The 19,311-nt window shown below is 62.9% G+C and carries 14 protein-coding genes; 8 read left to right on the forward strand and 6 right to left on the reverse strand.

Annotation, left to right across the window (positions count from 1 at the left end):
- The first annotated feature begins 32 nt into the window (after nucleotides 1–32).
- On the forward strand, nucleotides 33–1,403 hold the full coding sequence (gene radA / locus QP909_RS09100; RefSeq protein ID WP_284767001.1) for a DNA repair protein RadA: 1,371 nt from the start codon (nucleotides 33–35) through the stop codon (nucleotides 1,401–1,403).
- Nucleotides 1,404–1,406: 3 nt separating this feature from the next.
- On the opposite strand, the gene QP909_RS09105 is transcribed toward radA, so the two are convergent.
- Both QP909_RS09105 and QP909_RS09110 read right to left on the reverse strand, forming a co-directional pair.
- On the reverse strand, nucleotides 1,407–2,111 hold the full coding sequence (locus tag QP909_RS09105) for a hypothetical protein (protein ID WP_284767002.1): 705 nt from the start codon (nucleotides 2,109–2,111) through the stop codon (nucleotides 1,407–1,409).
- A 64-nt stretch (nucleotides 2,112–2,175) separates the two neighbouring features.
- Nucleotides 2,176–2,790 carry a carbonic anhydrase gene (locus QP909_RS09110; protein ID WP_284767003.1) on the reverse strand — a complete coding sequence of 205 codons (615 nt, stop codon included), beginning with the start codon at nucleotides 2,788–2,790 and terminating at the stop codon, nucleotides 2,176–2,178.
- A gap of 35 nt (nucleotides 2,791–2,825) precedes the next feature.
- On the opposite strand from QP909_RS09110, the gene QP909_RS09115 reads away from it, so the two are divergent.
- The gene (locus QP909_RS09115) at nucleotides 2,826–3,686 is read left to right on the forward strand and encodes an iron-sulfur binding domain-containing protein (protein WP_239278228.1); all 861 of its coding nucleotides are present in this window, start codon (nucleotides 2,826–2,828) and stop codon (nucleotides 3,684–3,686) included.
- A 56-nt stretch (nucleotides 3,687–3,742) separates the two neighbouring features.
- Here the strand turns inward: QP909_RS09115 and QP909_RS09120 are convergent, their stop codons facing one another.
- On the reverse strand, nucleotides 3,743–3,913 hold the full coding sequence (locus tag QP909_RS09120) for a DUF4236 domain-containing protein (protein WP_080970400.1): 171 nt from the start codon (nucleotides 3,911–3,913) through the stop codon (nucleotides 3,743–3,745).
- 58 nt (nucleotides 3,914–3,971) lie between these two features.
- Here QP909_RS09120 and QP909_RS09125 point away from each other — a divergent pair, with 58 nt between their 5' ends.
- The gene (locus tag QP909_RS09125) at nucleotides 3,972–5,183 is read left to right on the forward strand and encodes a lipase family protein (protein ID WP_284767004.1); all 1,212 of its coding nucleotides are present in this window, start codon (nucleotides 3,972–3,974) and stop codon (nucleotides 5,181–5,183) included.
- An 89-nt stretch (nucleotides 5,184–5,272) separates the two neighbouring features.
- Here the strand turns inward: QP909_RS09125 and QP909_RS09130 are convergent, their stop codons facing one another.
- A complete protein-coding gene (locus QP909_RS09130) occupies nucleotides 5,273–8,035 on the reverse strand; it encodes an ATP-dependent Clp protease ATP-binding subunit (RefSeq protein ID WP_284767005.1) in 2,763 nt (920 codons plus the stop codon).
- A gap of 217 nt (nucleotides 8,036–8,252) precedes the next feature.
- Between QP909_RS09130 and QP909_RS09135 the strand changes: the two genes are divergently transcribed.
- On the forward strand, nucleotides 8,253–9,452 hold the full coding sequence (locus QP909_RS09135) for a serine/threonine protein kinase (RefSeq protein WP_284767006.1): 1,200 nt from the start codon (nucleotides 8,253–8,255) through the stop codon (nucleotides 9,450–9,452).
- Nucleotides 9,453–9,506: 54 nt separating this feature from the next.
- On the opposite strand, the gene QP909_RS09140 is transcribed toward QP909_RS09135, so the two are convergent.
- Nucleotides 9,507–10,928, reverse strand: coding sequence for an MDR family MFS transporter (locus tag QP909_RS09140; protein ID WP_284767007.1), 1,422 nt, complete (start codon nucleotides 10,926–10,928; stop codon nucleotides 9,507–9,509).
- Nucleotides 10,929–11,040: 112 nt separating this feature from the next.
- Between QP909_RS09140 and QP909_RS09145 the strand changes: the two genes are divergently transcribed.
- The 3 genes from QP909_RS09145 to crtI all read left to right on the forward strand — a co-directional run bounded on the left by QP909_RS09145 (nucleotide 11,041) and on the right by crtI (nucleotide 15,282).
- Nucleotides 11,041–12,477: a GuaB1 family IMP dehydrogenase-related protein gene (locus tag QP909_RS09145; RefSeq protein WP_284767008.1), complete on the forward strand. Its 1,437-nt coding sequence runs from the start codon at nucleotides 11,041–11,043 to the stop codon at nucleotides 12,475–12,477.
- Nucleotides 12,478–12,866: 389 nt separating this feature from the next.
- Nucleotides 12,867–13,742: a phytoene/squalene synthase family protein gene (locus QP909_RS09150; protein ID WP_284767009.1), complete on the forward strand. Its 876-nt coding sequence runs from the start codon at nucleotides 12,867–12,869 to the stop codon at nucleotides 13,740–13,742.
- Between the two features lie 10 nt (nucleotides 13,743–13,752).
- On the forward strand, nucleotides 13,753–15,282 hold the full coding sequence (gene crtI, locus QP909_RS09155) for a phytoene desaturase family protein (RefSeq protein ID WP_284767010.1): 1,530 nt from the start codon (nucleotides 13,753–13,755) through the stop codon (nucleotides 15,280–15,282).
- A 62-nt stretch (nucleotides 15,283–15,344) separates the two neighbouring features.
- Here the strand turns inward: crtI and lysS are convergent, their stop codons facing one another.
- Nucleotides 15,345–16,922, reverse strand: a complete 1,578-nt coding sequence (gene lysS, locus QP909_RS09160; protein ID WP_225746412.1) for a lysine--tRNA ligase — start codon at nucleotides 16,920–16,922, stop codon at nucleotides 15,345–15,347.
- 189 nt (nucleotides 16,923–17,111) lie between these two features.
- On the opposite strand from lysS, the gene QP909_RS09165 reads away from it, so the two are divergent.
- Nucleotides 17,112–19,214, forward strand: a complete 2,103-nt coding sequence (locus QP909_RS09165) for a PhoX family protein (protein ID WP_284767011.1) — start codon at nucleotides 17,112–17,114, stop codon at nucleotides 19,212–19,214.
- The last annotated feature ends 97 nt before the right edge of the window (nucleotides 19,215–19,311 follow it).

Genomic DNA, 19,311 nt, shown 5'->3' on the forward strand with positions numbered 1-19,311 from the left:
CGGGGGCGTTTATGTGTTTTAGGCTAGAAGCCATGGCCAAGAAATCTCGCCCTATCCACACATGTTCCGAATGCGGCTACGTCTCGCCGAAGTGGCTCGGGCGCTGCCCCGACTGCGGGTCCTGGGGCACATTGGAGGAAAGGGCGCCGGTGGTGGCGGGGCCGGGTGTGCCGGGGGCGTCGGCAAGCAAGGGCGTAGCGCCGTCCAGCCCGGCGCAGCCGATTACCAAGATTGGGGCGCAGGCGACAAAGACGGTGCGCACCGGCATCGGTGAGCTCGACCGCGTGCTAGGAACCGGCATTGTGCCGGGTTCGGTGGTGCTTATGGCCGGCGAGCCCGGCGTGGGCAAATCTACGCTGCTGCTGGAAGTAGCCTCGCGGTGGGCCCAGCTCGGCCGCACCGTGCTCTACGCGACGGCCGAGGAATCCGCCGGCCAGGTCCGCTCCCGCGCCGAACGCACCGGGGCGCTGCAGGAATCGCTGTACTTGGCGGCCGAGTCCAACTTGGATGCGGTCTTTGGGCACGTGGATAAGCTTAAGCCGAGCCTCATTATCGTCGATTCGGTGCAGACCATGCACGCCGTGGGCGTGGAGGGCGTATCGGGCGGCGTGGCGCAATCGCGCGCGGTGACGGCCGCGCTGACTTCGCTGGCGAAGTCCACCGGCATTCCGGTGCTGCTGGTGGGCCACGTGACCAAAGACGGCAACGTGGCTGGCCCGCGCGTGCTGGAGCATCTTGTCGACGTCGTCTTAAACTTCGAGGGCGACCGTCAATCCAGCCTGCGTATGCTGCGCGGCATCAAGAATCGCTTTGGCGCCACCGATGAGGTGGGGTGTTTTGAGCAGACGGCCGGCGGCATTCGGGAAGTCGCAGACCCTTCCGGGCTGTTTCTCTCGCACCGCGGCACGACGCCGGATGGCTCGGCCGTGACGGTCGCGATGGACGGCGTGCGGCCGATCCTCGCGGAGGTGCAGGCGCTGACGGTGGACCCGGTAGCAAAGAACCCGCGGCGCGTGGTCACCGGGCTAGATTCCAACCGCGTGCCGATGGTGCTTGCGGTGCTACAGGCGCGAGCGGGCCAACGCACCAACGATAAGGATGCTTATGTCGCCACGGTGGGTGGCATGCGGATTACAGAAACCGCCACGGATTTAGCGGTGGCGCTGGCAACGTGGTCCTCGCTGCACGAGCAGCCGCTGCCGGCCAAGACGGTGGTCATCGGCGAGGTGGGCCTGGCCGGCGAGTTGCGGCCGGTGCCCAATGTGGAGCGGCGCTTGATGGAGGCCGCACGGCTGGGCTACAAGCACGCGATTGTCCCGCGCGGAGATATCGAGCCGGTAGAGGGCATGCGCGTGCACCAGGCCGGGACGCTGGGGCAGGCCATCGCCGCAGTGTCGGGGTAGCGCCTAGCGCAGCGTGAAGTCCTGCGGCGGGGAGGAGTTATCGCCGATGACGGTGTGGGCGAAGTAGGCCCCAGGTTCGGCCGCGGGGCGATCGGTGCACTCGCCCGGCTTGGAGGCCTGGCGGGACCATTCGGCCTCGAATTTCACGTCCTTGCCGGCCGGGAAGGTTTGCGAGCCGGTCTGCACGGAGGCGTAGCAATCCGTATCGGACCACACGCGCTGGTTATCGGCCATCTTGTAGACCTCGAAGCGCAGCAGGTTCTTGTCCAGGTCGATCTTGCAGTCCGCGGCCGTGGGGTTGGTGACCGTCATGAAGAACTTCGGCAGCTCGCCCTCCGGCACGGAGTAGTTCAGCATGGAGGTGCGCACCTGGAGGTCCGCGAGGTCGCAGGTCTTCTTGGCTGCCTCAGAGCTTGCAGGCGCAGCGCTCGACGGTTCGCTTTCGGCCGCCTTGCTTTCCGACGCCCCCTCGGCCGACGCCTCCGCAGCCGTCTCCGAGGCAGCCTCGGAGGTCTCCGGGGCGGCAGAAGACGAGGTCTGCTCCGGCGTGGGCGCAGGGGCGGCGGTATCAGCCGGCTCATCGCTGCTGCCCCCGAAGGCGGCCACGGCCGCCCAGATCAGCACCACGGCCAGCACGAGCACGATGATGAGCGCCGCCACGCGGCGGCGCTTGTAGATCTCTTCAGGTAGGGGCTTTTTCTGCGTCACGCTGTCAATTTTAAGCGGTGGGTGCGGGCCGGTGCGCTAAGCCCGCGCCGCGTGTCAGGTTGGGTTATTCCACCCCGAAGGTCTGCAGGGTTTCCACGCTGGAGTCTTCCAGCAGGTAGCGCGCGCCGACAACGCCCAAAACGCGCTCGTCTAATAGGCGGCGCACGTTGGGCACGCTGGCCACCAGCTGGGCGACGGTCTGGCGGGTGTGTTCCCGCTCGACGTCGTCAGTCGTGGCATTCGGTCCCGCCACCAGCGCGGAGGCGGCGACCTTCTCGATAATGGGTCGCTGCAGGCCGGTGGGCAGTTCGCCGCCGGCCACGAAACCGGTAGCCGCGCCGACCGCGCCACAAGATTGATGGCCGAGGACCACCAGCAGGTTGGGCTTGAGGGCGGCGAGGGCGTAGTCGAGGGAGGCCAAGACGGCGTCGTCAAGAATGTGGCCCGCGGTGCGGATGACAAAGGCATCGCCGAAGCCGATGTTGAAAACGTGCTCAATAGGGGCGCGGGAATCGGAACAGGAAATGACCACCACGCGGGGATCCTGACCTTGGGTCAGGCCTTCGCGGTTATAAATCTCGCGCACGTCGACGGTCTCGCCATCCAGCACGCGCTGATTTCCCGCCTTAAGGGCCTCCCATACGGCCTGCGGTTCGTGGGCAACATTACGTAAAGGCATAGGCCACATTCTAATGCCCTAGACTATCTCCCACGATGGATTCGCAAGCTCTTCTTTCCTGGTTTGATGCCAATGAACGCGACCTGCCGTGGCGCCGGCCTGGCACGAGCGCGTGGGGCGTGCTGCTCAGCGAGGTCATGAGCCAGCAGACGCCGGTCGCGCGCGTGGCTCCGGTGTGGGAGGAATGGATGCGGCGCTGGCCCACCCCGGCGGACTTTGCCCAGGCCACCCGGGCGGAGGTGCTGCGCGCCTGGGGCAAGCTGGGCTATCCGCGGCGCGCGCTGCGCCTGTGGGAGTGCGCGGCGGCCATTGGCGAGGGCGAGGTACCGGCGGACGTCGATAAGCTGCTGCGCCTGCCGGGCATCGGTGACTACACCGCGCGCGCCGTGGCCTGCTTCCACTATGGGGTCAACGTGCCGGTGGTCGATACCAATGTGCGCCGGGTGTATGCGCGCGCGGAGGAGGGCAGGTTCTTGGCGCCGCAGCCGTCGAAGCGGGAGTTAGCGGCCGTGGCGGAGCTGTTGCCGGCCGAGAATGGGCCGCGTTTTTCGGCCGCGCTCATGGAATTGGGCGCGCTGGTGTGCACAGCGAAGAATCCCTCCTGCGAGCAGTGCCCGCTGCGCGCGAGCTGTGCATGGCAGCTCGCTGGTCGGCCGCAGCCCAGTGCAGAGGAGCAGGCACGGGCAAAAAAGCGCGTGCAAAAATTCGTCGGCACGGACCGACAGGTGCGCGGCAAGATTTTGGACGTGCTGCGTGCGGCGGAGCGGCCGGTGCCGCAGTCCGAGATTGATGTGGTCTGGCCCGATGCGGCGCAGCGCTCCCGGGCGTTGGCTTCGCTGCTTACCGACGGCCTCGCCGAGCAAAACGACGCCGGCCTGTTCCACCTCCCTATTTAGGAGGTTAATAACGGCCAGCTATAATCGCAGGTCGCGATCCAGGGTGTGTGATCTGGTTAACGCCAGCGGCCGCGGAAATTGAATCCGCCCGGCAGGTTCACCCACATGCCGCCGCGGGAATTAAAGGTGACCGGTCCTACCTTGGTAGACATCGACGCGCCGGATCCGGAGACGTTGATCCAGCTATTCTTGCCGGTCTTTTTTCTTGAACGATACTGAAGTCCCATAGGCATATATTTTAGCAATTCCACTTCCACCGTTCCTACTGTGCAGTAGGTTTTGGGCATGAAAGGAATTTGCATAAGGCTTGTAGCCGTTTGTTCACTACTTCTTGGTACCCTCTTCGTTCCGCCGACAGCGCAGGCGGCGGTAACCTCGACCCGGCCTTCGCCGCACGTACTCGATGGCATCGGCCGCGGCCAGGCGTTCACCTACGACACCACCACGGATGGCGGTCAGCCAATTCAGGCCTCGGCCACCTTGTACGAGTCCACCGCACCGTGGCGTGGCAAGGGCGAGCGGCCCACCATCATCTTTGCGCCCGGCACTCGCGGCGCAGGAGACCAGTGTGCACCATCGCGCGCCGGCATGGGCCTAGGCTCAGTGGGACTAAGCAAGGTCGGCTCCCCCACCATCAACGCGAACTACGAGTACGGTTTCTACATGGGTGCGCTCCAGCATGGTGCTCGCGTCATCGTCGCGGACCTTATCGGACTCGGTATGCCAGGGCACCACACCTACGTTAATCACATTGAAGAAGCACACGCCATGCTTGATGCCGCCCGCTCCGGCCTGGAGCTGGCGCGCGCTCCGCAGGACGCCCCTATTGGGTTTGCGGGCTACTCGCAAGGCGGCGGTGCTTCGCTGGCCGCTGCGGAATTCGCCGACTCTTATGCACCCGAATTGAACGTGGCCGGAACCTACTCCGGCGCCCCGCCGGCTGACCTGCCCAAGGTCATGAAGGCCATCGACGGATCTTCCATCGTCCACGTGCTGGGCTACGCCATCAATGGCTTTGCTGAGCGTGACCCCAAATTCCGCGAAGCGGTCCTTGAAGAATTAAATCCCCGCGGCATCGACTTTCTGCACTCCGCGGCCACCAGCTGCGCGGGTGACTCCATCCTCATGTGGGGCTTTACCAACACCCGCCAACTCACCCGCACCGGGGAATCACTATCCGAGCTCGTAGAACGCAAGCCCGTCATCAAGGAAACCTTGCTACGGCAGAATCAGGGCAAGCACCCGCTCAAGGGCCCGGCGATGATCGCCAGCTCGCCGCACGATGACCTCATCCCGCACGAGCAGGTCCGCGCCGTCGCAGGAGCCTACTGCCAGATGGGCGGAACCGTAGAATTCATGGCCGCACCCGGCACCGCGACTATCCCGGGCGCTGGCGCCGACCACGCGCTGCCGCTCTACGTCAATATCCCGGTGGGTTTGAAATACCTCTTTGACCGTTTCAACGGAAAACCGGCACCATCTAATTGTGCTGTTTAAATGGCGCCCGACCCTACGGAACTACACATAAAAAGCCACCCAGCCTCGCAGAAAGCGAAGTACTGGGTGGCTTTAATCGTTGCCCCGAGTTACATCGGCTGGCCGGCGCCTGCTGGCGGCGGGTTGTGGCCGTCGTCATCGGAGTCGGAACCAGAGCCGGACTCTAGGTCGGTTCCGGCGGCGGTGGAGCCGCCATCGCCCGGAACGTCCGGAGTGATGGTGTCGGGCTCGCCGGCATCGGTGGAATCGGCGTCGTTTTCGCGCACCTCGGCGTCGTCAAGCTGCGGCTCCTCGGTGTCCTCCGGCAAAGGCTTCGGGCGTGGACTGAAGGTGAACTTCGCGCCCGTGTTGTCCTTGGACTCGCCGTCCCAGCCCTCGACGTCGACGGTGATGATTTCGCCGGCGCCGATTTCGCCGAAGAGGATCTTCTCAGAGAGCTGATCCTCGATCTCGCGCTGGATAGTGCGGCGCAGCGGACGAGCACCCAATACTGGGTCGAAGCCGCGCTTAGCCAGCAGGTCCTTGGCCTTCTGCGTGAGCTCGATGCCCATATCGCGCTCATCCAGCTGCTTGGCCACGCGGCCGATGAGCAGCTCGACCATCTCCACAATCTGCTCCTGGGTGAGCTGGTGGAAGACGACGATGTCATCGATACGGTTCAAGAACTCTGGGCGGAAGTGCTTCTTCAGCTCGTCGTTGACCTTCTGCTTCATCCGGTCGTACTGAGCATCCGCATCGTTCTCGGAGGAGCCGGTAAAGCCCAAGCCCACCGGCTTCGAGATGTCCTGGGTGCCCAGGTTCGAGGTGAAGATGAGAACGGTGTTCTTGAAGTCGACGACGCGACCCTGGCCGTCAGTAAGGCGGCCATCTTCCAGCACCTGCAGGAGGGTGTTGTAAATCTCCTTGTGGGCCTTCTCGATCTCATCGAAAAGCACAACGGAGAACGGCTTACGGCGAACCTTCTCGGTCAGCTGGCCACCCTCTTCGTAGCCTACATATCCCGGAGGTGCACCGAAGAGACGGGAGGCGGTGAAGCGATCGTGGAACTCACCCATGTCGATCTGGATGAGGTCATCATCCGAACCGAAGAGGAAGTTAGCCAGGGACTTCGACAGCTCGGTCTTACCCACACCGGACGGGCCGGCGAAGATGAAGGAACCGGACGGGCGGCGCGGATCCTTGAGGCCTGCACGGGTGCGGCGGATGGCGCGGGAGACGGACTTGACCGCCTCGTCCTGGCCAATGATGCGCTTGTGCAGCTCCTCTTCCATGTTGAGCAGGCGGTTGGATTCCTTCTCCGTCAGCTTCAGCACAGGGATGCCGGTCCAGTGCGCCAGAACCTCGGCGATCTGGTCCTCGCCCACCTCGGCGATTTCCTCTAGGTCACCGGAGCGCCACTGCTTTTCCTTCTCCGCGCGCTCCTCGCCCAGCTTGCGCTCCTTATCGCGCAGGCCGGCTGCCTTCTCAAAGTCCTGGGCATCAATGGCCGCTTCCTTTTCCTTGCGGACCTCAGCGATGCGGTCATCGACCTCGCGCAGGCCCTTCGGCGCGGTCATGCGCTTGATACGCATGCGGGCGCCAGCCTCATCGAGGAGGTCAACGGCCTTATCCGGCAAGAAACGATCATTGATGTAGCGATCCGAGAGGGAAGCTGCAGCATGCAGCGCCTCATCGGTGTAGGACACGCGGTGGTGTGCCTCGTACTTATCGCGCAGGCCCTTCAGGATCAAGAAGGTGTCATCCAGGGAAGGCTCCTCCACCTTGACTGGCTGGAAGCGGCGCTCCAGGGCGGCATCCTTTTCGATGTGCTTGCGGTATTCCTCAAGGGTCGTAGCACCGATGGTCTGCAGCTCGCCACGAGCCAGCTTCGGCTTGAGCAGCGAGGCAGCATCGATGGCGCCTTCAGCAGCACCAGCACCAACCAGGGTGTGGATCTCATCGATGAACAAGATGATGTCGCCGCGCTGGTTAATCTCCTTGAGCACCTTCTTCAGGCGTTCCTCAAAGTCACCGCGGTAACGGGAGCCAGCTACTAGGGAACCCAGGTCCAGCGAGTAGAGCTGCTTATCCTTGAGGGTCTCCGGAACCTTGCCGTTGACGATGTCGAGCGCCAAGCCCTCAACGACGGCGGTCTTACCAACGCCCGGCTCACCGATGAGCACCGGGTTATTCTTCGTACGGCGAGACAGCACCTGCATGATGCGCTCTACCTCGGACTCACGGCCAACGACCGGATCGAGCTTACCGTCCTTCGCGGCCTGGGTGAGGTTGCGGCCGAACTGGTCGAGCACCAGGGAATTGGAACGCTCGCCGGAACCGCCGGAGCCACCACGGCCGCCCGCGCCGGCACCTGCGCCTGCGCCGACCGGACCGGAGCCCTGGCCGTTGGAGGAACCGCCCTCCTGCTGGCCGCCCTCATAACCGGACAGCAGCTGGATAACCTGCTGGCGCACGCGCGGCAGGTCGGCGCCGAGCTTGGTCAGCACCTGGGCGGCAACGCCGTCGCCCTCGCGAATGAGACCCAATAGCAAGAACTCAGTACCGATGTACTTGTGTCCCATCTGCAGGCCTTCGCGCAGGGAAAGCTCCAAGACCTTCTTGGCGCGTGGGGTAAAGGGGATGTGGCCGGTGTGTGGCTGGCTACCCTGGCCAATGATTTCCTCGACCTCGCGGCGGACATCCTCCAGGGAGATACCCATGGATTCCAGCGCCTTGGCGGCCACGCCTTCGCCCTCATGGATAAGGCCGAGCAGGATGTGCTCGGTGCCGATGTAATTGTGGTTAAGCATGCGTGCTTCTTCCTGCGCCAAAACGATGACGCGGCGAGCACGATCGGTAAACCTCTCGAACATGATTCCCCTATACTTTCGCTTCTAATGTGATACCCACTCTAACGCGGCAGTCCGCCGATAATTTCCGGTTTTGTTCCCAGATGCCCGCAATACCGCCAGAATCCACCATATTCGCAGCTCACACGGGTGTACGCCGGTAGCGAACAGGGGCATGGGCATGTAATCTAGAATCGTTTTTGTTCCCTACCCCTCCCCACTATTTAAGGACGTCGCGACCGTGCCCCAGCTTCCTGAGTTCTTTGCCACCCAGCACAACCTGCACGAAGTGGCCGTGTTGGATGAGGCTCCATCGTCTACCCTCTTTGCTGTCGAAGATGGAAACACGCACCAGCAGCTAAGCGTGGAAATCTTCGCGCCGGAAATTACCGGAGTGGTGGACAAGTCCACGGCACTGCATGGGTTGCGCCACCCAGCCATCGCGCCGCTGGTGGGCACGGGCACCACCGCGAACGGGCAGGAATTCATCGTGCGCGAAGGGACTTCCGGAACCCAGCTTTCTGAGCTGCCCAATAATCTCAGCCGCGAAGAGGCCGCCGACGTCTTTGGTCCACTGGCGGGTGCGGTGGACTTCCTAATTTCCCGCGGCCGGGCAGATTTTGCGGTGCATGGGCTAAGGGAGGCCCGGGTGGGCGTCGATAAGCAACGCCAGGTTTCGGTGCTGGCTGCGGCCGGTCCGTCCGGCGAAGAGCACGGCGATGCGGTGGCGGCGTTTGAAGAGCTCGTCGCCCAGAAGTGCCCGGAGTATAAGCCCACTGGCACGGCAGAGAGTGCCAAGGATGTGGTGGAGCACCTGCGCCCGCAGCGCGAGTTTGATACCGCGCAGATTCCACGCGTGCAGGAGCCAGAACCGCGCCCTCAGCAGCAGTTTGCTCCGCCGCAACAGCCGCAACCGATGGGCCAGCCCATGGCGCAGCCGCAGCAACCGCTGGCACCCGCACCGAAGAAGAAGGGCAAGGGCGGGCTCATTGCGCTCATCACGGTGCTGGCGGTGGCCGCGATTGCTGCTGCGGCCGCGCTGTGGTTCTTCCTGTCCTACCCCAGCTGGAATGATAAGGAGCAAAACCTCGCGGATGCATATCCGGACTTGGTGGGCTCCCGCAGCGGCCAGGACGGCTTCGATGGGGCTAAGTGCTCCTCGCGCGACCCGGAGCCTGGCCAAGAGGCCAAGATTTCCTGCGTGGGCGATGGGTTCAACTACATCGTGACCTACTACCCCAGCGTGGAGGAGCGCGATGCCATGCTTCCCGACGCCGAACCGGTCGAGCTTTCCAATGACCAGTGCACCATCCAAAGCTTTGAGACCACCGCGGATGTTCCGACCTACGTAATGGCCGTGGAAGGCACCCAGTCCGCATTCCTGGTGTGGGGCGATAAGGCTGAAGAGGAGCGGCTGAACCTGCCGCTGTGCGCCTCTTAGCTCGCGCCCTAAAGTTTAAGGCCCGCTGGTGCGGGCCTTTATTTTTCCTCGTGCCTATTCCCCGGAGGGTACGCGCTTGAGGAACGGGGCCAGCACAACGACCACCAGCGAAAGCACTCCGGCAAAAAGGAAGGCCCAGTGCGCGCCGTGAGCCGTGGCGGCGGCCTCGTTCATACCTTGGGCCGCACCGGACTTGGTGCCACGGGTCAGGAAGGTCATCAGGAAGGCAGTGCCGGCCGCGCCCGCCAGCTGCTGCAGGGTATTGAGGATGGCGGAGCCGTGCGAGTAGAGCTCGTCTGGCAGGGAGGCCAGGGACGTCGTCATCAGCGGCGTCATCATGAGCGCAATGCCCAGGGCAAAAAGGATATGCATGCCAATGACCATCCATACCGCACTGTCCTCGTTGAGCAGGGTCATCAGCCACGTGCCCGCGGCTAGGAGCAGGGCGCCGGGGATCATGAGTGGGCGGGGCCCGTGGATGTCATAGAGGCGGCCGACCATCGGCGAGATGCCGCCTTGGAGCAAGCCACCAGGCATGACGACGAGCCCGGTGACCAGCGAGCTTACCGCCAGGGAGGTCTGCAGGTAGATGGGCAGGATATTGACCACGCCGAGCAATAGCCCAAACATGAGCAGCATGCCTAGTACCGCCACGGTGAAGTTGGGAACCGTAAACGGGCGCATGTCCAAAAGGGCGCGATTGTCCTTGGCCAGGCGCAGCTGGCGGCGGGTGAAAAGCGCCAGGGCCACGAGGCCGACGATGAGAACGACGATGTCTACCAGGCCATCACCCTCCAGCATGTTTTCCAGGGACGATACGGCGTAGACCAACCCGCCAAAGGCGATGACGGACAGGACTACGGACAGGAAATCCAGCGGGGTATCGCGCTTATCTCCCACGTTGACTAGGCGGAAATAGCCGGCGGCGCAGATGAGGCCGAGCAGCGGCACCATGGTCCAGAAGATGACATGCCAGCTAGACATGCTCAACACGAAGCCACCTACAGTGGGCCCGAGCGCCGGGGCCACGGAGATCACCACGGAGATAATGCCCATCACGCTGCCGCGGCGCTGCGGCGGGACGAGGGTCATTGCCACCGTCATCAGCGTAGGGATCATCAAGGCGGTGCCGGCCGCCTGGAATACGCGCCCCACCAGCAGCACGCCGAAGGCCGGGGCGAGCGCCGCCAGCACCGTACCGGCAAGAAATACGCCCGACGATGCCAAGAAGATCTGCCGGGTGGTGAACTTATCCATGAGAAAGCCGGTGGTCGGGATGACCACGCCCATGGTGAGGAGGAAACCGGTAAGCAGCCACTGGGCAGAGGTCGCGGGGATGTCGAAGTCCGCCATGATGGTGGGCAGCGCCACCGACAGGGCGGTCTCGTTCAGGATCATCACCATCGCGCCGAGGACGAGGATGGTGAGGTTGATTTTTACCTCTGCGGAAATGTGGGGATCTGGTTTCTGAGACACCCAGACAGGATACTGAGGCCGCGGGTGCGGGGAAAGTCGAGGAGTATAATTTTAGTGTCTTCATCCGCGCGGTGAGACCGCGCCACCCGAGCCTAAAGCGAGGTACACCCCAGTGCGTTTTCTCAACGATGCCCATCCGCCGTACGAATTGACCTACTCCGACGTATTTATGGTCCCGAGCCACTCCGAGGTGGGCTCGCGCCAGTCGGTAGACCTCACCACTGAGGACGGCACCGGAAATACCATCCCGCTCATCGTGGCCAATATGACCGCCGTGGCCGGGCGCCGCATGGCCGAGACCATCGCCCGGCGCGGCGGGCTAACCATCCTGCCACAGGACCTCTCCTTAGACGCGGCCGCAGAAACCATCGCCTCTGTGAAGGCGGCGGACTTGGTCTATGACACCCCAATTACCGTCAAGCCGCACCACACCGTGGGCTATACCAGCAACCTTTTGCACAAGCGCGCCCATGGTGCCGCCATCGTGGTCGAGGGGGACATGCCCATCGGCATCATCACCCCAAAGGACCTGCGCGGGCAGGATAACTTCACCGCCGTTGGCCAGCTAATGACTACCGACTTGGTCACGCTGCCGGTGGGCGTTGACCCACAGGAGGCTTTTACCAAGCTGCGCAAAACCTCCCGCAAGCTGGCGCCAGTGGTCAACCCGGATGGCACCTTGGCCGGAATCCTCACGAGGAAGGGCGCGGTGAGGGCGAAGATGTACAGGCCGGGCGTCGACAAGCAAGGCCGCTTACACATCGGTGCTGCGGTGGGCATCAACGGTGACGTGGAAGGTCGCGCCCGTGCCCTAGCGGAGGCCGGTGCTGACGTCCTCGTCATCGATACCGCCCACGGCCACCAGGAAAGCATGCTTACCGCGCTGCGCAAGGTCAACGCGCTGGAACTGGGGCTTCCCATCGCTGCCGGCAATATCGTCACGGCCGAGGGCGTGCGCGAGCTGGCCGCGGCCGGCGCGGACATTATCAAGGTCGGTGTGGGTCCGGGCGCGATGTGCACCACCCGCATGCAGACAGGCGTGGGCCGCCCGCAGTTCTCGGCCGTCCTAGAGTGTGCTGCAGCCGCCCGCGAGGTTGGCGCCCATGTTTGGGCCGACGGCGGCGTGCGCGACCCGCGCGATGTCGCCCTCGCACTTGCCGCAGGTGCCTCCAATGTCATGATCGGCTCCTGGTTCGCCGGCACCTTTGAATCCCCAGGTGACCTGCACAAGGATGCCGACGGCGCCTTTTATAAAGAATCCTTCGGTATGGCGTCGCGCCGGGCGGTGCGCGGCCGCAATTCCGATACCGAGGCCTTTGAGCGCGCCCGCCGCGAGATGTTCGAAGAGGGCATTTCTACCTCTCGCATCTATCTCGACCCCGAGCACGGCGGCGTGGAGCACCTGGTGGACCGGATTGTCTCTGGCGTGCGTTCCTCGTGTACCTACGCCGGTGCCGATTCCCTAGCCGCCTTCCGCGAACGCGCCACCGTGGGCGTGCAGTCCGCCGCCGGCTTTGCCGAGGGGCAGCCACGGGCCACGAACCGCTAAAACAATAACCCCAGTGATGTGCAGATGGCCTGCAGGGATCGCTCTGGGGCTTTCAAATGCGACACTACCATGGGAGCCATGACGCCTCAATCAGCTACCCAACGCCAGCTAATTGAATGGTTTTCAGCTCCCAGAATGAAAAGGTTTCTCGATCATCCTGACCCGGCGGCTCTTTATCTATGGAACACCCGCGTCTCGAAGGCATTCCTAGAAGATATTCAGCACGCTGAGGTACTTCTGAGGAACCACATAGACACAGCACTTCACAAAGTTTGTTCCTGGATCTCCCCGGAAGCGGCCTCCTGGATACTCGAACAGTCAAGAGTTCGAGTGCTAAGAAGCCAGCGTCCCTAGAAGCCCTCCGCTCAGCACGTGCTACGTTGACAGATATGTTGACTCGCTATGACCAAGCGGCCTCCCGCGCGGCCGCGCAGGTTATGGGGCAGTACTCCACCAGTTTCTCCCTGGCCACGCGGCTTTTGCGCGGACGGGTGCGCGCCGATATCCGCCACCTGTATGCGGTGGTGCGCATTGCAGACGAGCTTGTCGACGGCGCCGCAGCACAAGCCCACACCGACCCCGCCGCCGCGCTGGATGCCTACGAGCAGACCATCTTGGCCGCACCGCGACAGCGACTGCACACGGACCCGATAGTGCACGCTTATGCCATCACGGCTCGCCGCTGCGGCTTCCACCGCGAGTACCTTGCTGCCTTCTTTAGCTCCATGCGCGCGGACCTGACCCAGCGCGAATATTCCCCGTCGGAGCTACAGGACTATATCTACGGCTCAGCGGAAGCCATTGGGCTATTGTGCCTGCAAATTTTCTTGGCCGAGGAGGACGTCTCCCCGACCGACCGCGCCGCCATGGAGCGCGGCGCCCGCGCGCTAGGGTCAGCCTTTCAGAAGATTAATTTCCTGCGTGACCTGGCTGAGGATAGCTCCACTTTGGGCCGCACCTATTTTCAGCAGGCCCCATCTGGACGGATTGATGAGGCCACCAAGTCCGCGCTTATCGCAGAGATCCGCCGGGAGCTCGCCACCGCCGCGCTCACCATCGACTTACTGCCGGCCTCTGCACGGGTGGGGGTGAGCGCGGCGGCGGATATCTTTGCTGAGCTCACCAATCGCCTTGCCGCCACTCCGGCTACGGCGCTTGCCACTACACGGGTATCCGTTCCGAACCACACCAAGGCTTGGCTCGCGGCCCGCGCGGTGCGCCGTCGCGGCCGCAGCAGCCAGACCTCGGCTACGGGCGAAAACTAAGGAGAACATCATGCACGCCGTCGTCATTGGAGCCGGCATCGCCGGACTCGCCACCGCCGCTTTGCTCGGCCGCGAGGGCTACGAGGTCACCGTTGTGGACTCGCTGGATGAGGTAGGCGGGCGCGCCGGCAGCTTTGCGGAGGCCGGCTTCCGCTGGGATACCGGCCCGTCGTGGTACCTCATGCCCGAGGCATTCGATCACTTCTTTGCGCTGTGCGGCACCTCCACCGAGGCGGAGCTGGACTTGGTCGACCTCTCCCCCGCCTACCGCGTCTTTCATGGCGATACGCCGGTGGATGTGCGCTCCGGCATCGAGGAAGTCACCGCGCTTTTCGAGTCACTCGAGCCCGGCGCGGGGGAGAAGGTTCGCGAGTACTTAGCGCAGGCCAGCGATACCTACGAGATGGCGCTTAAGCACTTCCTCTACACCACCTTCTCCGCGCCGCTAAACCTGGTGCACCGCGATATCCGCACCCGGTTGTCCCGCCTTATAGCTCTGCTGACGGTGAACCTAAAGCAGCATGTGGGCCGGACGTTTTCTGATGCCCGCCTGCGCCAAATCTTGAGTTACCCGGCGGTCTTTTTGTCCTCCGAGCCGGCCGCTGCACCGGCACTGTATTTCTTGATGAGTCACACCGACCTGGTGGAGGGCGTGCGCTACCCGCAGGGTGGCTTTGCCGCCGTGGTCCAGGCTATCTACCGGCAGGCACAGAAATTCGGCGCCAGCTTCCGCTTGGGCGAGGAGGTTACTTCCATCAAGGTCGCCAATCGTCAGGTCACGGGCGTGCGCACGAATAAGGGCGCCATCCACGCCGATATCGTGGTCTCGGCGGCGGACGTGCACCACACCGAGACCCAGCTTTTACCGCCCCAGCTGCGCACCTACCCGGAGCGCTACTGGGGCCGGCGCAATCCCGGTCTGGGCACCGTGCTCGTTTTGGCCGGGGTAAAGGGCGATCTGCCCGAATTAGCGCACCATACGCTGCTTTTTAGCCAGGATTGGGATCCGGATTTCCGCGCCGTCTATTCCGGTCCGGAGCCTTCCCGGCCGTTGGGCGCCTCGAAGTCCATCTACGTATCCAAGACCTCGGCCACCGACCCGAACGTAGCGCCCGCGGGCTACGAAAACCTCTTCATTCTGGTGCCGGTGCCGGCCGCGGAGGCGCCCGGGTTCGGCAATGCCTACCACGCAGAGGAATCCGAGCGCGTTGCCGCGATTGCCGACGCCGCCCTTAACCACATCGCAGCCACGGCCGGGGTGCCGGATTTGGTAGACAGGGTCGTCGTCAAGCGCACGCTCGGCCCTGCCGATTTTGCCGAGCGCTACCATGCTTGGTCGGCCGGTTCTATTGGGCCCGCGCACACGCTGCGGCAATCGGCGTTTTTGCGCGGGCGTAATGCCTCGCGCAAGGTCGATGGACTCTATTACGCAGGAGCCACCACCGTGCCGGGCGTGGGCGTGCCGATGTGTCTGATTTCGGCCGAAAACATTATTAAGCGCCTGCGCGGCGATAAATCCGCCGGGCCGTTTTCGCACTAGCCCAGGCACGGCAAAAGCCGCCAGCCACGTGGGCTGACGGCTAGAGATTGGCCGCTGGGCTGCTACTTCTGCTCTGGTTTAACCAGTGGGAAGAGCACGGTTTCACGGATGCCCAGGCCGGTCAGGGCCATCAGCAGGCGGTCCATGCCCATGCCGGTGCCGGCCGTAGGAGGCATGCCCTGCTCCATTGCAGCAAGGAAGTCCTCGTCCAGCACCATGGCCTCGTCATCGCCACCGGCGGCCAGGCGAGCCTGATCCTCAAAGCGCTCGCGCTGGATAACCGGGTCCACCAGCTCGGAGTAGCCGGTTGCCAGCTCGAAGCCGCGGACGTAGAGATCCCACTTCTCGGTCACGCCCGGCTTGGAACGGTGCTGACGGGTCAGTGGGGAGGTCTCAACCGGGAAGTTCTTGACAAAGATGGGGCCTTCCAGCTGGTCCTCGCACAGGACCTCCCAGATTTCCTCCACTAGCTTGCCGTGGCCCCAGCCGCCATCCTTGGGGACGTCAAGGCCGATGACGTCTGCAATGCCCTTGAGCGTCTCGACGTCGGTATCGATGGTGACCTCCGGCTGGCCCGGGAACTTGCGCTGCAGGGCTTCATTGAGGGAGGGGTACATCTCGATTTCGGGCCACTCTTCGCCGCCGAAGTCGAACTCGGTGCCATCCGCCAGGGTGACGGTGGTGGAGCCAAAGACGTCGCGCGCTACGGCCTGGATGGACTCGCGCGTCATGCGGGCACAATCGTCGTAGTCGCCCCATGCAGCGTAGGTCTCGAGCATGGCGAACTCCGGCGAGTGAGAACGGTCCACGCCCTCGTTGCGGAAGTTGCGGTTGATTTCGAAGACGCGGTCAATGCCGCCGACGACGGCACGCTTCAAGTACAGCTCCGGCGCAATGCGCAGGTAGAGGTCAATATCCAGCGCATTGGAGTGGGTGATAAACGGGCGAGCGGCCGCGCCACCGTGCAGGGTCTGCAGCATCGGGGTCTCGATTTCAACGAAGTCCTGGCTTTCCAGGTAGTTGCGCAGCGCGCGCATGACCTTCACGCGGATCATGGCGTTCTTGCGGGCCTCTTCGCGGATAATGAGGTCGTTATAGCGCTGGCGCACACGGGTATCTTCTGCCATATCGGCAAAGGACACCGGCAGCGGACGCAGGGACTTAGCGGCCATGGTCCACTCAGAAACCATGATGGACAGCTCACCGCGGCGGGAGGAAATCACGCGGCCGCGCACGGAGATGAAATCGCCCAAGTCAACATCGGACTTCCACGCGTCGAGGCGCTCCTTGCCTACCTCGGCCAAGGAAAGCATGGCCTGCACCTGGGTGCCGTCACCATCTTGCAGGGTGGCAAAGCACAGCTTGCCGGTATTGCGCATAAAGATAAGGCGTCCGGCAATGGCGTGGGTTACCTCGGTTTCCTCGCCTGGGGCCAGGTAGGTCACGCCTTCTTCGGCGCCCGGCTCTTCGCCCTCGGGTACAACGCGGAAATCGTGGCGCAAATCCTTCAAAGAGATGGTGCGCTCAACGGTTACCGGGTAGGCCTCTACGCCGGATTCCAGCAGGCGATCGCGCTTCTCGCGGCGGATGCGCAGCTGCTCAGGGACATCGTTTACTTCATTATTCTTCTGCTCGCTCACGTTAGCCTAGGGTAGTCGATCCCCACCGCAGCACGCGATTTAGCCCACGCCACCCTCACCCCGGAAAAGATTTACGCATAATTCACTTAACCGTCACCTCCGCGCCAACGCACAGTTACTGAGATCCCCTTATATATATGGCTGTCCCCGTGTCTAAACAATATTTTCAACCCATTTGGAGCAGTAATAATGGCGCTTAAAGGCCGCAACCTTCTCTCTAGTCTCTTTGCCTCCTCTCGTTCCAGCCTGACCTGCACCTACAAGTGCGGTAATGCTTGCTTTGGCGAGTGCGAGAACAAGTCCAATAACCCGTACTTTGCTGACCAATTCTCCCGCCGTACCGCGCTGCGTGCGGGTAGCCTGTCCGTCGTAACCGTTGGCGGCGGCGCTGCTTTGGCGGCCTGCTCCAACCCGGATGATGCGTCTAATGAGGCTTCTTCCTCCGAGGGCAAGGGCGGCAAAACCTCTGAGGCGAACGTTGAGCTCACCTCCGCAGAGGGCATGAAGTTCGACCCAGTACAGCCAAACGAGAAGGACGAAGTGGTCATCCCGGATGGCTACGAGCAGTCCGTCCTCATTGCCTGGGGCGACCCGCTGTTTGAGGACGCGCCGGAATTCGATGACAAGAACCAGACCGCCGAGGCAGCAGAAAAGCAGTTCGGCTTCAACAATGACTTTGCGGGCCTTATCGAGCACCCGAACGATGACAACCGCCTTATCTACGTCTGCTCCCACGAGTACACCACCGAGCCGCAGATGTTCCCCAACTACGATGCGGATAACCCGACCGAGGAGCAGGCCAAGATCGGCTGGGCTGGCCACGGCCACTCCATCGTGGAGGTATCTAAAGTTGGCAAGACCGGCGAGCTCAAGCGCGAGTTCGGCCCTCTCAACCGCCGCATCACCGCCACCACCGAATTCACTCTGGTGGGCCCAGCTGCCGGCTCCGATTACGTCAAGACCTCCGCCGATAAGACCGGCAAGAAGGTCAAGGGCACCCTGAATAACTGCTCCGGCGGCATCACTCCGTGGAATACCATGCTCTCTGGCGAAGAGAACTTTGACCAGTACTTCGCCCACGCCAAGCTGGATGACAAGAAGGCGCAGGAGTCCCTGGAGCGCTTCGGCATGGAAGACGGCGAGTCCCAGCGCAAGTGGGAACGCTTTGATAAGCGCTTCGACGTCTCCAAGGAGCCGAACGAGCCGAACCGCTTTGGCTGGATCGTAGAAATCAACCCGCTGGACCCGAAGTCCACCCCGGTCAAGCACACCGCGCTGGGTCGCTTCAAGCACGAGGCCGGCAACATCCACATCGCCTCCGACGGCACCGTGGTGTGCTACTCCGGCGATGACTCCCGCTTCGAGTACATCTACAAGTTCATCTCCACCAAGAAGTACAAAGAGGGCGACATCGAGCACAACCTCTCCATCCTGGACCACGGCACCCTGTACGTGGCCAAGATGGAGGGCAACTCCCCAGAGGACGAGATTGACGGCTCCGGCGTGCTGCCAGAGGATGGCGCCTTTGACGGCAAGGGCGAATGGATCAAGCTGCTGACCTCCGATACGGAGAACAACAAGTTCGAGTCCCACGTTGATGGCATGTCTGCCGAAGAGGTTGCCGTCTACACCCGTGAGGCCGCCGATAAGGTGGGCGCTACCAAGATGGACCGCCCTGAGGATATGCAGGTTCACCCAGACTCCGAGAAGGTCTACGTCGCCCTGACCAACAATAAATACCGCGGCGCTACCGGCGAGAATGCCAAGAAGAACAAGGAAGAGCCGATGGAGTGGGCTCCTATCAAGGAGAACAAGAACGGCTTGGTCATGGAGATTGAAGATGACCACGCTGGCGAGAAGTTCACCTGGAACCTCTTCTTGGTCTGTGGTGACCCGAAGGAGGCCAATACCTACTTTGGTGGCTTTGACAAGGAGAAGGTATCCCCGATTTCCTGCCCGGATAACCTGGCCTTTGATAGCCACGGCAACCTATGGATCTCCACCGACGGCAACGCCCTTGAGTCGAACGATGGTCTCTACGCGGTGACCACCGAAGGCGATACCCGCGGCGAGCTCAAGTGCTTCCTGACGGTCCCGGCAGGTGCCGAGACCTGCGGCCCCATCGTCACCGATGAGCGTGTGATGGTTAACGTTCAGCACCCAGGTGAAACCGATGACGCTACCTTTGAAAAGCAGACCTCCCACTGGCCAGAGGGTGGCAAGTCCACCCCTCGCCCAGCAGTGGTTGTGGTGTGGAAGAAGGACGGCAACATCGGCGTCGATAAGAAGTAAGCACCACCTGGTTTAAGCACCCACCGCGCGGCCCTCGTTCCTCCACTGGAACTGGGGCCGCGCTGTTGTTTTCCTGCCGGCAGCATGAGGTACTGCG

Source organism: Corynebacterium sp. MSK195 (assembly GCF_030228885.1).
Taxonomy (GTDB): domain Bacteria; phylum Actinomycetota; class Actinomycetes; order Mycobacteriales; family Mycobacteriaceae; genus Corynebacterium.